Here is a 15,217-nt window from a genome sequence, read left to right on the forward strand (position 1 = left end):
CACTGGAGTTATGGAATCATCCACGGAACCAGATAAGCCTGAACCGTAATAATGATGCCAACAAAGACAGTGAATATGATGCTATGTTTTACCGTGAAACGGAACAAGTCAGACTCTTTTCCAACTAAGCCTACTGCGGCACATGCAATCGCAATCGACTGTGGCGAAATCATTTTACCAGTTACACCACCGCTGGTATTGGCAGCGACCAATAACACTTCTGGAATACCAATTTGCTGAGCTGTAGTTGCCTGTAGTGCCGAGAACAAAGCATTTGAAGAAGTGTCTGAACCAGTAAGGAACACACCAAGCCAACCCAAAAATGGCGAGAAGAAAGTAAACGCATGACCCGTATGCGATAGAGCCAAAGCCAAAGTTGCAGATAAACCTGAATAGTTCGCAATAAAAGCAAATGCCAACACCATACCAATCGAGTAAATCGGTGTTTTCAACTCATTGAGTGTTTCACCGAAAGTTGTTACTGCCTCACTTGCTTTCATTTTTAAGAAAATAACTGTGATGATCGCAGCAATAAAAATTGCAGTACCTGTTGCAGAGAACCAGTCAAACTTATAAATCGCTTCGTATGGTTTTATCTCGGACACAATCGGTGGCATTTTCTCGACCAATTTGTGTAAATACGGCACTTCAAGTTTAAAAATCCAGTGTTCAAGAGCACCATCTTTTGCAAATAATGCTTTAAATGGCTTAACGCTCCAAATCGTGACCATTACCGTTAAAATAGCAAATGGAGACCATGCTTTTGCAATTTTCCCAATGCTATAACGTTGAACTGTTGTAGGTTGCTGAGCCAAAGTCTGACCCGCTTCAGGTTCAAAACGGAAAATATGTTTTGGTTTCCAAACACGGAATAACAACGTCAGGCTGACCAATGAAGCAATTGCTGCGGTAATGTCTGGTAACTCAGGGCCAATAAAGTTAGAGGTGAGATACTGGGCAATCGCAAAAGCACCACCACTGACCAATACCGCAGGCCAAGTTTCCTTAACACCACGCCAGCCATCCATAATCGCCATAATCCAGAACAGCACAATAATGGTTAAAAATGGCAACTGACGACCCACCATCTGGCTAATTTCCATAGTGTCTACACCGGAAACCTGCCCTGCCACAATAATTGGAATACCCATTGCACCGAATGCAACTGGTGCTGTATTTACAATTAAACATAAACCAGCAGCGTAAAGTGGCTTAAACCCTAAACCGACAAGTAGTGCAGCGGTAATTGCGACAGGAGCACCAAAGCCCGCAGCTCCTTCAAGGAAAGTACCAAATGCAAAACCAACAAGTAACATTTGCAGACGTTGGTCTTCGGTAATAGATAGAATGCTTGAGCGGATAACTTCAAACTGGCCTGTTTTTACCGAAATCTTGTATAGAAAAACCGCCCCGATAATGATCCATGAAATTGGCCATAGACCGTAGAAGAAACCGTAAATGATTGACGCAAAGGCCATTTGACCAGGCATTTGATAGAAAAATAGCGCAATCAGTAATGCAATAATAACTGTGCCCGTACCCGCGATACTGCCTTTTAAACGAAAAACAGCCAAGGCCAAAAAGAAGAAAATAATCGGGATTAATGCAACCGCACTAGACAGCCAAATATTATTTAAAGGGTCATAAAGTTGTTGCCACATATTGAGCATTGTCATCTCCTTGAAATGCCGGGGCGAATTTTTGTACCTTAAAATTTCAACATTTACACAAATTGGTATGACCAATTAAAATTTAAGTGCAAATGCTACTCCTTAAACCACAAGGCGCATCATAAACACAGTTATTGGTAAGATCAATGATTAAATAATTACCACAATTGGTATGACCAATATAGCCAAGAAAAATCAAGCCATTTCTCATCTATAATTTTTTTTATTCGACTAAAGTCGTAAAAAAGCTTCCTTATAAACTTAAATATGACCTACAGAAATGTAGTGCAAAATTTGAATATAAAAACTATAAACATACCTATTTCATGATCTATGTATAATGTGCACACAACTCAAACCACATGTATTGAATTGAATAATGACTACTTTAACGTGTTTTAAAGCTTATGATATCCGAGGCAAACTCGGCACCGAATTGAATGAAGAAATCGCCTATAAAATTGGCCGCGCTTACGGACAAATCTATAAACCAAAGACTGTGGTTGTAGGTTGTGATATTCGTCTAAGCAGTGAGGCTTTAAAACAAGCGACCATCCGCGGTTTAAATGATGCGGGTGTGAATGTGCTTGATTTAGGCATGACGGGTACTGAAGAAGTGTACTTTGCCGCTTTTCATTTAGACGTACAAGGTGGTATAGAAGTAACTGCGAGTCATAACCCAATGGACTATAACGGTATGAAATTGGTTCGAGAAAATGCTCGTCCAATTAGTGCCGATACTGGTTTAAAAGAAATTCAGGCTTTAGCAGAGACCAATAACTTTGAAGAAGTTAGCCAAAAAGGTACAACGCAAAGCTATAACATTTTGCCTGAGTTCGTTGACCATCTACTGACTTATATTGAACCTGCAAAAATCCGTCCATTAAAGTTAGTGGTAAACGCGGGTAATGGTGCAGCTGGTCATGTGATTGATGCCATTGAAGAAAAATTTAAGGCGCTTAATGTACCGGTTGAATTTATTAAAATTCATCATGAAGCAGATGGTACTTTCCCAAATGGCATCCCTAACCCAATTTTAATTGAAAACCGTGACAGTACCCGAAATGCTGTTCTTGAGCATAAAGCAGATATGGGTATTGCATGGGACGGCGACTTTGACCGCTGTTTCTTGTTCGATGAAAAAGGTCAGTTTATTGAGGGCTACTATATTGTTGGTCTATTGGCTCAAGCTTTTTTAATCAAACAGTCAGGCGAAAAAATTGTGCATGACCCACGTTTAGTGTGGAACACATTTGATATCGTCGAAGAATATAAAGGTGTTGCTGTACAGTCAAAATCGGGGCATGCATTTATTAAAGATGTTATGCGTGAACACAATGCCGTATATGGCGGTGAAATGAGTGCCCATCACTATTTCCGTGATTTTGCTTACTGTGACAGTGGTATGATTCCTTGGTTACTCACCATTGCTCTACTCTCTGAAACAGGACAATCTCTCTCAACACTCGTTGAAAATATGATTGCCAAGTTCCCTTGTAGTGGTGAAATCAACTTTAAAGTAGCCGATACGCAAACTACGATTCAAAAGATTTTCGACTTCTATGCCGATCAAAATCCACAAATTGACCGTACCGATGGTGTAAGCCTCGACTTTGGCGCATGGCGTTTTAATGTCCGTGCTTCAAATACTGAACCGTTATTACGCCTCAACATTGAAAGCCGTGCAGATCGTCAAGCTCAGCCAATGCAATATTATGTAGATGAATTGACTGGATTAATTCAGTCTTAATAATTCCTATATAATAGAGATGGAAATTACTTTTCCATCTCTATTTGAGTATTTTGCATAATCTTATAAGTATGATTATTCCCATCTAATACATCTCTATTTAAATTTTCATAATCCTTTAACAAAGCTTTATTGTTAAAGTTACAAGTTGGAGCTTCTTTTACAAATTTTTGATGTATGGCACTATAACAATTCGAAACATTATCAATAAATTGATAATAGTCTGACAAAGGTAGCCCTGCCAGCTTTAATAGCTTTGGAGCCACAAAACTTGCAGCAATATATGGTTGCTTTAAAGGCTTCTTATCTAATTTATAATTACTCCACACTACAAACGGAGTCTGGTAATTTTTTAGGTTAGTTCTCTCAGTATCTTCTTTAAAAAATCCATATCTATCATAGACTTCTTGCAAATTAGGCAAATGATCACCGAAAGCCACTAAAATTGTTGGCCGTTCTACAGTCTTTAAATATTCAGCAAGCTCCTGCAACTTTTGATCAGCACGTGCAATTCCAGCCGTGTAAGTACTTAATTTTTGTTTTTGGGTTTCAGTTAGTTCTCTACTAAATTTATAATTCTGTCTCCCAAATCGATCATCATTATACATTGGATGATTTTCGACGGTAATCGCATAAATAAACTTTGGCTTTTGCTCATTTTGTTTTAGAGTAGACTTAATCGAATCAAAAATAAGGTCATCTGTGGCCCAGCCCCCTTGATTAAATATATTACTCCGATCTTTTTGAGCAATCATATTTTCAAGTGATATAAATTTCTCAAACCCTAAGTCTGGATATACCTTATTACGATTATAATAATAACTATAGTTATTATGCATTGCAACCGTTTGATAACCCATTGAATTTAAATAATAAGGAAGAGCATAAATTGGTTTTTTTAGCTTAGAAACATATAACAGCTCATTAGGAAAAAAAGTCGTATTCAGGCTTGTAAGGGCTTCAAATTCTACATTCGCAGTACCTCCGCCAAAAGTAGGCGACAATAAATTAGATACTTGATTTTGTTGAACAAAAGACAATAAATCTTTCGGAAGCTCATTATCTAATTTGTGTGAATCCCAAAAAGACTCCTCCATTACTACAATAATATTTGGATATTGAGGAGTTTTATTCTCTAACGGATGTAAAATATGATGTTGGTGCAAAATTTGTTGTATCGCTGATTCAGATACTTTGCGACTAGGTAACAATACGCTGGTTACATTATCCAATACTTTAGAAACGTAAAAAGTCACAAATCCATAATCTTGTATCTTCCGGTAGTCACCAACCCAATCATTTCTGGTATTTGGAAATTCCTGCAAGCTAGCACAAATCATAGGTTTTCTTTCAGAAAAACAAGCGCCTGTAGGGTTCCTAATAAAATTTAAGTAAATTAAACCACTACTGATTAGTCCAAAGATAATGATATTAGGGACATAGGTATGAAAAGTGGCTTTACTTTCTTTACGTAGAGCAATTAAAAGTATGATAAGAAAGAAAATAATAAGAGTAAAAAAGATAAGTTGTAAGTGCCAAGGAGTGGCTTTCATTGCTTCTGGAAGTAAAAAAATATCTTCAGGACTTAAATTGCTAAATAAATACTGTTGCTTCTTTTTATTAATAAAATTTAAAAATATAACGAATAATTGGCTTAAAAAAATTGCAGCATATTTACGACCAACCACAATAAAAAATAGTTGAATTACCGCGTAGTTAAAAAGAATTGAAAAAATAGCCTTTTCTGAAATCAAATAGGTATAAAACTTATGCCCAGTTAAATTCATGTCCCATGCAACATATATACCTACACAGGTAGATAAAAAGGCAATAAAGATGAATAACAGTTGTTGACGTAGAAAAACCATGACTGCAAAAAGAGGCTAACGGAATTGTGGCGAATACTAGCATGAAAATAACCGCTACAACTGCTGTCTCTTTAGAAAACACGCGTTCTATTGACCAACAACTGCTATATATTTGAATTTAGAAAATTTAAATAATTAGCTCTTATAACCCGCCGGATTCTGCTTTTGCCAATTCCAGCTATCCTTAAGCATATCTTCTAAACCGTATTGAGGTTTCCAGTCCAACTCAGCAACTGCACGAGCATTGTCAGCAAAAGAAGTCGCAACATCCCCTGCTCTACGTGGAGCGAACTCAAAAGCAACAGGTACGCCATTCACTTGTTCAAAGGTATTTTTTACTTGTAAAACAGATGAACCATTACCTGTACCAATGTTCCATGCACGGCAACCTTGCGCCTGTAAGCGGTTATTTAAAGCGCATAAATGTGCATTCGCCAAGTCAACAACATGGATATAATCTCGCACACCTGTACCATCTATTGTATCGTAATCATTACCATAAATAGATAGTTTCTCACGGCGACCCACAGCAACTTGAGTCACATAAGGCATTAAATTATTTGGAATACCTTGCGGGTCTTCACCAATACGCCCACTCTTATGTGCACCTACTGGGTTAAAATAACGTAGTAAGGCAATAGACCATTTAGAGTCAGCTACTGAAAGTTTTTGTAATAATTGCTCAACAATTAGTTTTGTATATCCATAGTTATTACTTGGCATACCTGTTGGCATTTCTTCATTTAAAGGAGAGGTATTTGCTTCATCATATACTGTCGCAGAAGAGCTAAATACTAATGTATAAACACCGGCTTTCTCCATTGACTTCACCAGTTGAATACTGCCCGCAATATTATTATCAAAATAAATAAGCGGTTTTTCCTGGCTTTCACCTACTGCTTTTAAACCTGCAAAATGAATAACCGCATCAATTGCGTGCTCTTGAAACACTTGGTCAAGCTCACCAGAATTCCGAATATCGCCCTCCACAAAAGTTAAACTTTTTTGTGTGATCTCTTGAACTCTATTTAAAGATTCTTTTGAGCTATTTGAAAGGTTATCAAATACAATAACTTCATGGCCTGCTTCTAAAAGCTCTACACAAGTGTGTGAACCAATATAACCTGCACCACCTGTAACTAAAATTTTAGCCATCGACTTTTCCTAATAAAATTTTAATCAAACCACGTGTTGAAGCATCAAGTGTTGAAAGATCATTTTGAGCACCATTTAAAATTGGAAGTAACTGATCAGCAATCTGCTTACCTTTTTCAACACCCCATTGATCAAACGGATTAATATTCCAAATTACCGACTGAACAAATACCTTATGTTCATATAAAGCAATTAACATCCCTAAACTATATGGATTTAGTTCTTTTAAAAGTAATGTCGAACTCGGCTGATTACCTTCATATTGTTTATAAATTGGTAAATTCTTTAGTTCAGCTGAATCCAAAGCTTCATTACCAAAAGCCAATAAACGTGATTGCGCCAAACAATTTGATAATGCGAGGTGATGTTGTTCAATCAATGCCTCAGCATTCTCCACATACGTAAAGTGATCTGCATTATAACGTTGGATCGGTGCAATGAAATCACAGCTTACTGCCTGTGTTCCTTGATGAAGTAGCTGATAAAATGCATGTTGGGCATTTGGACCAACCTCACCCCATACAATCGGACAAGTATCTAATTCAACTTTTTGGCCATCACGTTGTACCGACTTACCATTAGACTCCATTTCAAGCTGCTGCAAATAGGCAGCAAAATACTTTAATCTTCCGTCATAAGGTAATACCGCATGGGTTTGAATATTTAAAAAATTATTATTCCAGATACCGAGTAATGCCATGAGAACCGGTATATTTTGCTCAAAGTTTGTATTTTGAAAGTGTTCATCAACAGCATGTGCGCCAGCCAAAAGCTGTTGAAAGCCATCTATACCAATCGTTAGGGCTATAGGGAAACCAATACAAGACCAAAGAGAATAACGTCCACCTACCCAGTCCCAAAGCAACAACTGATTTTCAGGAGCAATCCCCCACTCAGTCATTTTTTCAGCTTTTGTAGATACACCAATGAAGTGACTTTTTACAACGCGATCATGTTTTCCTAAAGCTTTTTCAAGCCACTGACGAACTGTCTGTGCATTTGATAAGGTATCAATGGTACCAAATGACTTTGAAGAAATAATAAATAAAGTTGTTTCCGGACGCAATTGATGGAGTAGGTCTGATAACTGGCTACCATCCATAGTCGAAACAAAGTGTACATTAAGTGGTTTGGCAGTTTTTACTTTAAAATCGCATAGTGCATGGGTCACCATTTGAGGCCCTAAATCGGAACCACCTACACCAATATTAACGACATCCTGAATCACTTCACCTGTAGCACCACGGTATTGCCCAGCATGGATTTTTTCAACCAAAGCGTACATACGCTGTAATTGAGTATGAACCTGTATTGTGAGTTCAGGAAATTTAGAATATTCCGATGGTAAACGCAAAGCCCAGTGCATAGCTGCACGCTGCTCAGTACAGTTGACTTTGTCTTGGGAAAATAAGCGCTCAATCCAGTGAGACAATTGTTTCGTCTTTGCTAAAGCAAACAATTGTTCTAAAACACTTTTAGTTATACGGTGTTTACTATAATCAAAAACCAATTGATCGAACTTTACCGAATAGTTTTGAAAGCGGTCTTGCTCGGCTGCAAATAATTCTTTGATATGTAATTTTGAATTCTTCTCAACTAATGAATGAAGCTGTGCTATAGGCGAGACTAACTCTTTAGGAAACTTCTCGATAGATTTACTCATAATCGACCTACTCCTTCATAAGCGAAACCTTTTGCTTTCACATATGCCGGATCATAAATATTACGCCCATCCAAAATAAGAGGATGCTGCATTACTTGTTGTAACTGTTTAAAATCAGGGCTCCAATATTGTTTCCATGCTGTCACTAAGCATAAAGCATGAGCTCCCTGTGCAGCTTCATATTGGTCAGCACATAAAACTAGATCTTCGCGATCTCCATAAGTTGTTGCAATCTCATCTAAGGCTTGCGGGTCATGCAAACGCACTTTTACCCCTTGTGCCCATAATGCAGCTAACAAAATATGAATAGGTGAGTTATGAGTACTAGAGGTGTTTTCCTTAAATGAAGCCCCCCAGATCGCAACAGTTTTACCGCTCAAATCACAGTGATAATAATTCCATAATTTACGGAATAAAATTTCTTTTTGTTGCTCATTAATCGCCCACACTTGCTCTAGCAACTGACTTTTAGCCCCTGTTCCAGATACAGTACTCGAAAGCGTTAAAATATCATGTGAAAAGTTTTCACCACCAAATCCAACACCTGCCGACAAATAGGCTGCACCAATACGTGTATCTGCAGCAATACCATGTTTTACATTAGCAATATCAATACCGAGTTTTTCGGCCACCATCGCCAAATCATTCATGTAGCTAATACGGGTTGCCAACATTCCCGAAATGCTGAGCTTTGTAAATTCAGCATCTAAAATTGGCATAAATAAATATTGATAGCTAAAACGGAAAAAAGGACGTAACAGCTCTTGCATAGTGTCCTGAGCATAACTCGATTCAACACCAACAATTACATGTTTTACGTTCAGCACGCTATTAATCGCATTTCCTTCTTGAATCACATCAGGAAAATAAACCCACTCATCTTTTGGCAAATGTTGTTTTAATTGATTCGTACCATGTAGACCAAAAGTAGAGCCATTGATCATTAAACGTGGATGAACTATCGGGCGCTCACTCAACTTTTCAACTGTTTTTAAAGCAAGCTCGATTTGTGTTGGGCTAAAACAAAATAAATAAACTTCAATATCTAAAGGAATTTCAGAAAAAGGACTTTCTTTTAAAAAACCTGCTTTTCTCTGTTTATTTAAATAATGATTAACTTCTTGATCTTGATAAGAAAGTATAGAAATGTTTTCTTCACAGGTGACACTTGTACACCAATAGATCTGATTGCCATATTCAGCTAATAATGCTGCCATTACACCAGCATGTAAGGTGGTTCCAAATACCGCGATTTTCATTGTACACCTGATTTTAATATTCTATAAAATTCTCTTCCCTCTCCAAGAAGAGAATATATTGCTCTGTTCATATATTTATTCGTTTTTACAAATAGTTAAGCAAAGCTACAAAATTTTATAATTTAAGTTCCTGAATTAACTGTTTAAAATCATTTCCTAACTTAGGGTGTTCAACTCCATAGTGTAGTACAGCTTTTAAATAGCCAATCTTACTACCACAATCAAACGTTTGACCTTGCATACGATAGGCTTCCACTACATCAGTTTGTTGCAGCATCGCAATTGCATCTGTTAACTGAATTTCATTACCCGCACCCTTCGGTGTATTTTCGAGTAATTGCATAATTTTTGCAGGCAAAACATAACGACCAACAACAGATAAATTGGACGGTGCAGAACCCACTGCAGGTTTTTCAATAATGCCCTGCATAGCGATGCTTTCGCCTTCATTTGGACTTTGTGCAACATCAACAATACCGTATTGATCTACTAAGTGATTAGGAACTGCTTCTACCATAATTTGTGCCGCCTGACATTCATTATAACGAGAAATCATACGCGACAAATCATTCTGCCCTGAGCTATCTTTCACCAATACATCTGGTAATAACACAGCAAAATCATCTTGCCCTACTACACTTTTCGCACATAAAACCGCATGCCCTAAACCTAAAGGTTGAGGTTGTCTTACGCTTACCACACTCACATGAGCAGGAACGATTTGGGTAATCTCTGCAAGTAAATCAAATTTTTTCTTTTGCTCTAGAGTAGTCTCCAACTCAAAGTTCCGATCAAAATAGTTTTCAATCGATGCTTTTGAAGAGTGAGTTACCAAAATAATTTGTTCAACTCCAGCTTCCACCGCTTCACGAACGACATATTCAATGGCTGGGCGGTCAACTACCGTAACCATTTCTTTTGGGATTGACTTACTTGCGGGTAAAAAACGTGTACCTAAACCAGCTACTGGTAAAACTGCTTTTTTGATCATAAGAAATATTTCAAGATATAAAATTTACTTTACAGATGAGTCGACATTTTCTTGGACGTCATTACCTTTAAATAAAGATGGTCCTACATGCCCTGGTGCATTAATACCTTCGCGTCTTAACATCACTTTGACTGTTTTAAACATGATTTTAAAATCAACCCAAACACTATGATTGTCTACATACCAAACGTCACATTTAAACCGTTCTTCATAATCCAGTTCATTACGTCCACTGACCTGAGCTAAACCAGTCATTCCAGGACGTACTTCTAAGCGACGTGCTTGTTCTGGTGAATATAATGCAACAAAGTCTTTAAGCATTGGACGAGGACCCACCACACTCATATCACCTTTTAAGACATTAATAAGCTGTGGCATTTCATCTAAGCTAGTAGAACGCAACTTCTGCCCAAATGGAGTAATACGAGCCTCATCTGGCAATGGATTCCCCTGCGCGTCAAAGGCATCCTTCATCGAACGGAACTTAATCATTTTAAATAATTTTCCGTCCTTCCCAGGTCGTTCTTGATAAAAGAATATAGGCGAACCTAAATTTTTACGGACCTTATAAGCAACTATCAGAAATATTGGCGACAGTACGGTTAGAGCTATTAAAGAAATGACTATGTCTACTAAACGTTTCATATTTTCATTCACTCATTTTTTAATATCTTTACGAAGAAAGGTATTATAAATTTTACCTAGCATATTTGCTGGCAACAGTCTAAACGCAGACCGTATCAGAAACAGCATATTAGCATATACAGGATTTTGTAACTTTAGTTGTTTTTTTAAATCTAGTAACTGTTTTTCACTTTTAATATATTGGAAACCTTTACGTCGTGCGTGCATACCATTACCAACACGAGCATAAAGAAGGACGTCAGGTAAGTTCGCAACTTTATAATTATTACCAATTACACGTAACCATAAGTTGTAGTCTTCCATAAATAAATGATGCTGATAACCTCCGAGAGATAAAATAACATCACGCTTGTACACGACGGTCATATGGTTAAAGGGACAACGTTTTTGTGCAAATTTTTTAATCTCGTCATGTGTTAAAGGCACAGACTTGATTACATCGGCATCAGCAATATCTTGATTAAATTCAATTACTTGAGAACCAAACAAAATAACATCCGGATTTTGCTCTATGAAAGCAAGTTGTTTTTCAAACCGATCAGATGTACAAATATCATCAGTATCCATACGAAAAACCCAATCAGCACTACACTGTTTTAGCCCTTCATTTAATGCCTTACCAAGCCCTACGTTTTGCGGTAACGCAACTACTTTTAGTTTTTCAGCGATTTTAACTTGCCACTCCTGTACAGAAGTTGTGAGTTGCTCACCAATAGGCCCATCTAAAACTAAAACTATTTCACTTGGCTTCAAGCTCTGATTATCCCAAATGCTTTCAAAACACTTTTCTAGATATTCAGGTTTTTCTTTATGATATAGAGATAATAGAACCGAAAACATACAATTTTAACCTTCCAAAACCTTTTCAATCCAAACTTTTAAGATCTGTTCAGGTTGATATTTTTTAGCATTGATCAATGAATTTTGTGAGAATTGCGCCAACATATCTGGAGAGGAAGCAAGTTGTAAAATCGCATCTGCCAATGCCTCAATATTTTGGTTCTCAACCAACAAGCCATTTTTATGATTTTGAATAACATCGCTTGGTCCAAAGGGACAATCATAAGAAACTATAGGTAACCCGAAACTCTGCGCCTCTACTAAAACCATAGGTAAACCTTCATACTTAGACGACATTACAAAAAAGTCTGATTGTCTATATACCTCTTGCACATTTGATGTACTTCCTTTCAAAATAACGCGCTGTAGAGAGTTCTCCTCAATATAATCTTGTAGCATTTTTTTGTGTTCACCTTCACCATAAATATTAAGGTGCCACTCTGGTATTATTTGATATATTTTTTTCCAAGCTTTCAATAAATGAAGGTAATTTTTCTGATCGGTTAAACGGCCTATGGTTACAATTTGTTTTCTACTCAGCGGAGATTCCGAGACAATAGGGAAGGGTGAAAAATTGGGAATAACAATAACTTTAGAATGAAATTTATCAAATTGTTCTTTATCCTTTTGGGTTAAAGTAACAACCTGATCAACCCACTTGTAAAAGAATTTACTTAAGACTTGAACTTTTTTAGGACGACTAACAAAAGAGACATGCTCTAATATAACCAATTTTTTGATTTTAGGTAAAAGAGTACATAATAAAGATAACTTACCCATATTATGTACAATCACAATATTATAAGAGTGAAGAGAAAGATGTATCTTTAATTTTTTATAAAATTCAAAGAAGTTACCTGAAATTGCCACTACATTTACATTATCAGAAACTGGATAAGCTGTATTACTTTTATTAGACTCTCTGTTTAAAAGAGTAACATCATAATTAGCCATGAGAGATAATTTGTTTGCCAGTTCAATAGCAACACGTTCAGTTCCAGATTTGTTCTTTAAAGAATTAATTACAAAAAGAATTTTCATAGCTTAGCCTATCGTAATTATTTTAAAAACCAATCGCTTTAAAAGATATTGCAATTGAAATCTGGATTTCATGACGCATAAGCCTATAAAAAATAACATTTTCAAAAACTTTTTATCAGCCTTTGCCATAAATGCAGATTTTAAAAAAATATTTGACTGATCAAAATCCGCTTTATATTTAGAATATTTTTCTAAATATTGTGAAACATTCAATTCACTAAAATCATCTTTTCCAGTTTTTAGCCTCATCTCATATAGATCAAGCACATAATTTGACATCAATCTCTGATTAAAACCAATTGTAGAGGTAGTATTCCCGTCACGAATACGAACTGAATATTCATAACTATTTAGATTAGTAAAGAGTAAACCTAATGAATGCATTCTTAATAAAAAATCATAGTCTTCAGCACCAGGAATTTCTCTATATCCTTTAAGTTTAGTATAGACTTCTCGCTTAGCTAACCAAATATGTAGAACTGGCGAACTATACTTTATTGTTTTATTAATAATATTATCATTGATTGGCATTTCTTGCTTACCAATTATTCTATTATTAGGGTCTATAGTATTAACATGACAACCCACTAAATAATATTGAGGATTTTTTAACAAAAATTCTAACTGTTTTTCTAGTCTTTCTGGCGTACTTATGTCATCGCCATCCATTCTTGCAATGAATTCTCCTTTTGCCTGTTCTAATGCGAAATTTAAAGTTTTTACTATTTTTAAGTTTTTATCATTTTTATAAAGTCTAATTCTTGGATCAATCATAGCTAATTCAGCAACTATATTGTATGTATTATCAGTAGAGCAGTCATCAACTACTATTATTTCAATATTTTTATATGTTTGATTACAAATTGAAAAGACTGCTTCTTTAACAAAAGCTTCAACATTGTAAACTGGAATCAAAACACTTATTAAAGGCTGCTCAAAAGTCATTTAACTATCTCTTTTTAATAACAATAACAAAAATAAAAATAAGGAGGAAACAGACAAATGAATAAATTAAACCAGAACTAATAGAATACATCAAACTCCGTGGTGCGAACATAAAAGCAGGAAGCGAAGACAATAATACGTATAAAAACAATACATTTTTTTTAGATTTTTCTATTAAATAACAAAAAACTAATCCTAATATAAAAGAAAAAAAACTTAATAACAAATAATTACGTCCACTTAAAATATACAAGTCTAAAAAAACAGACCACCCTAAACCAAACCCATTATCAAATAAAGAGTTATTTAATGTATAAGCAAAAAAAGCGCCTGAATTATAATTTTGGCTTCCTGTCACTAAACCTAACGATGAAAACAAACCAGCTACAGGAAAAAACATTGTTACATAAGTCAATGGAGGCCATTCTGCATGTAAACTATTTACTATTGATGGCAATATATAAGTTAGACTTTGTACATAAATAAATTTTGATAGAGGATTTTCTAAACCAAAGTCGCTTCGACCTCCTCTAAAGCTTTCTAAAAATTGTGCAAAAATCATTAAAGAAATACCCAGTAATGAAATTTTAAAAAAAGGTAAATCTCTTTTTGTTATTAAATTATACATCCATAAACAAATTAATACCCAAACAAATAAAAGTGCTCTTTGACCAACAAATAGATTTACTAATATATACAAAAACAGAATAAATAAAGAAAAATATAAACTTCTTTTATTATTGCATAAAACACCGGTTGCTACCATTATAGGGAGAAGTAAACTTGCTATACGTTGAGCACCAAAACTATAATCCGCCTGACCTGTATACAACCCTTCATAACCAGCTACCATAAACATTGAAATCATTTCATAGGATATTGGAAACCATAAAATAAAAAGTATAGTTGCACTTAAAAAGTTTAAAATATAAAATGTTTTTTTATAATTCAAATTGCTTAATTGTATATTAAACTCTAACCGAGTAGAAAAAATCAAGCTACCTAATATAAAAGAAGATAACGATAATTGCCAAAAAATTAAACTCTCAAAAAAATCTAAATTATTAAAATAAAAAAGCTGCCCCCAATACAATTCATAGTAATCTCGATATAAACCAAAAAAACTTAAAAAAACTCTACCTAAAGCAAACAAACAACTTGATATATAAAACAAGCCTTGAGGAGAAAATATTTTCACCCTATAAATATAAAACAAAAAGGGGATTAGGGCAAAGTTTAATATATATAAAAATTCACAAAACTTATGATAGAAGCTATCACTTAAGTCATTAAAAATTCCAAAAAAGTAAAATAAAATACAAACAATATTAAATGTTAAAAAAATTACAGTTGCTATTATTTTATTATTTTTAAAAACCATATCCATATT

At 35.3% G+C, this 15,217-nt stretch carries 12 protein-coding genes; 1 reads left to right on the forward strand and 11 read right to left on the reverse strand.

The window, feature by feature from the left end; genetic code table 11:
• Positions 1-8: 8 nt before the first annotated feature.
• Positions 9-1,676, reverse strand: a complete 1,668-nt coding sequence (gene lldP / locus RFW85_RS08150; RefSeq protein ID WP_272280914.1) for an L-lactate permease — start codon at positions 1,674-1,676, stop codon at positions 9-11.
• A 373-nt stretch (positions 1,677-2,049) separates the two neighbouring features.
• Between lldP and RFW85_RS08155 the strand changes: the two genes are divergently transcribed.
• Positions 2,050-3,420, forward strand: a complete 1,371-nt coding sequence (locus RFW85_RS08155; protein WP_031966799.1) for a phosphomannomutase/phosphoglucomutase — start codon at positions 2,050-2,052, stop codon at positions 3,418-3,420.
• A gap of 26 nt (positions 3,421-3,446) precedes the next feature.
• On the opposite strand, the gene RFW85_RS08160 is transcribed toward RFW85_RS08155, so the two are convergent.
• From RFW85_RS08160 to wzy, 10 genes are all read right to left on the reverse strand, one after another.
• Positions 3,447-5,108 (reverse strand): LTA synthase family protein, encoded by a 1,662-nt coding sequence (locus tag RFW85_RS08160; protein WP_081313817.1) that lies wholly within the window; start codon positions 5,106-5,108, stop codon positions 3,447-3,449.
• A gap of 315 nt (positions 5,109-5,423) precedes the next feature.
• On the reverse strand, positions 5,424-6,443 hold the full coding sequence (galE, locus tag RFW85_RS08165; RefSeq protein WP_004735665.1) for a UDP-glucose 4-epimerase GalE: 1,020 nt from the start codon (positions 6,441-6,443) through the stop codon (positions 5,424-5,426).
• Positions 6,436-8,106 carry a glucose-6-phosphate isomerase gene (pgi, locus tag RFW85_RS08170; RefSeq protein ID WP_083040543.1) on the reverse strand — a complete coding sequence of 557 codons (1,671 nt, stop codon included), beginning with the start codon at positions 8,104-8,106 and terminating at the stop codon, positions 6,436-6,438. The genes galE and pgi overlap by 8 nt, the downstream gene beginning before the upstream one ends.
• Complete coding sequence (locus RFW85_RS08175; protein WP_000686131.1) at positions 8,103-9,365, reverse strand: nucleotide sugar dehydrogenase; 1,263 nt, start codon at positions 9,363-9,365, stop codon at positions 8,103-8,105. Before RFW85_RS08175 ends, pgi begins: the two co-directional genes overlap by 4 nt.
• A gap of 115 nt (positions 9,366-9,480) precedes the next feature.
• Complete coding sequence (galU, locus tag RFW85_RS08180; RefSeq protein WP_083040540.1) at positions 9,481-10,356, reverse strand: UTP--glucose-1-phosphate uridylyltransferase GalU; 876 nt, start codon at positions 10,354-10,356, stop codon at positions 9,481-9,483.
• 24 nt (positions 10,357-10,380) lie between these two features.
• A complete protein-coding gene (locus RFW85_RS08185) occupies positions 10,381-11,001 on the reverse strand; it encodes a sugar transferase (protein ID WP_004735659.1) in 621 nt (206 codons plus the stop codon).
• A 12-nt stretch (positions 11,002-11,013) separates the two neighbouring features.
• Positions 11,014-11,841 carry a glycosyltransferase gene (locus tag RFW85_RS08190; RefSeq protein WP_000493217.1) on the reverse strand — a complete coding sequence of 276 codons (828 nt, stop codon included), beginning with the start codon at positions 11,839-11,841 and terminating at the stop codon, positions 11,014-11,016.
• Between the two features lie 6 nt (positions 11,842-11,847).
• On the reverse strand, positions 11,848-12,882 hold the full coding sequence (locus RFW85_RS08195) for a glycosyltransferase family 4 protein (protein ID WP_000697341.1): 1,035 nt from the start codon (positions 12,880-12,882) through the stop codon (positions 11,848-11,850).
• Between the two features lie 3 nt (positions 12,883-12,885).
• Positions 12,886-13,827, reverse strand: a complete 942-nt coding sequence (locus RFW85_RS08200; RefSeq protein WP_000142497.1) for a glycosyltransferase family 2 protein — start codon at positions 13,825-13,827, stop codon at positions 12,886-12,888.
• A gap of 4 nt (positions 13,828-13,831) precedes the next feature.
• Positions 13,832-15,214 carry an O-antigen polysaccharide polymerase Wzy gene (gene wzy / locus RFW85_RS08205; RefSeq protein ID WP_000367709.1) on the reverse strand — a complete coding sequence of 461 codons (1,383 nt, stop codon included), beginning with the start codon at positions 15,212-15,214 and terminating at the stop codon, positions 13,832-13,834.
• Positions 15,215-15,217: the final 3 nt, after the last annotated feature.

The sequence above is a fragment of the Acinetobacter sp. 12966 genome (assembly GCF_031196995.1).
GTDB lineage: Bacteria > Pseudomonadota > Gammaproteobacteria > Pseudomonadales > Moraxellaceae > Acinetobacter > Acinetobacter geminorum.

Bases quoted from the DNA above. Each gene is read 5' to 3' on its own strand.
- lldP (WP_272280914.1), bottom strand. From the start codon at position 1,676: ATGACAATGCTCAATATGTGGCAACAACTTTATGACCCTTTAAATAAT.
- RFW85_RS08155 (WP_031966799.1), top strand. From the start codon at position 2,050: ATGACTACTTTAACGTGTTTTAAAGCTTATGATATCCGAGGCAAACTC.
- galE (WP_004735665.1), bottom strand. From the start codon at position 6,443: ATGGCTAAAATTTTAGTTACAGGTGGTGCAGGTTATATTGGTTCACAC.
- pgi (WP_083040543.1), bottom strand. From the start codon at position 8,106: ATGAGTAAATCTATCGAGAAGTTTCCTAAAGAGTTAGTCTCGCCTATA.
- RFW85_RS08175 (WP_000686131.1), bottom strand. From the start codon at position 9,365: ATGAAAATCGCGGTATTTGGAACCACCTTACATGCTGGTGTAATGGCA.
- galU (WP_083040540.1), bottom strand. From the start codon at position 10,356: ATGATCAAAAAAGCAGTTTTACCAGTAGCTGGTTTAGGTACACGTTTT.
- RFW85_RS08185 (WP_004735659.1), bottom strand. From the start codon at position 11,001: ATGAAACGTTTAGTAGACATAGTCATTTCTTTAATAGCTCTAACCGTA.
- RFW85_RS08190 (WP_000493217.1), bottom strand. From the start codon at position 11,841: ATGTTTTCGGTTCTATTATCTCTATATCATAAAGAAAAACCTGAATAT.
- RFW85_RS08195 (WP_000697341.1), bottom strand. From the start codon at position 12,882: ATGAAAATTCTTTTTGTAATTAATTCTTTAAAGAACAAATCTGGAACT.
- RFW85_RS08200 (WP_000142497.1), bottom strand. From the start codon at position 13,827: ATGACTTTTGAGCAGCCTTTAATAAGTGTTTTGATTCCAGTTTACAAT.
- wzy (WP_000367709.1), bottom strand. From the start codon at position 15,214: ATGGATATGGTTTTTAAAAATAATAAAATAATAGCAACTGTAATTTTT.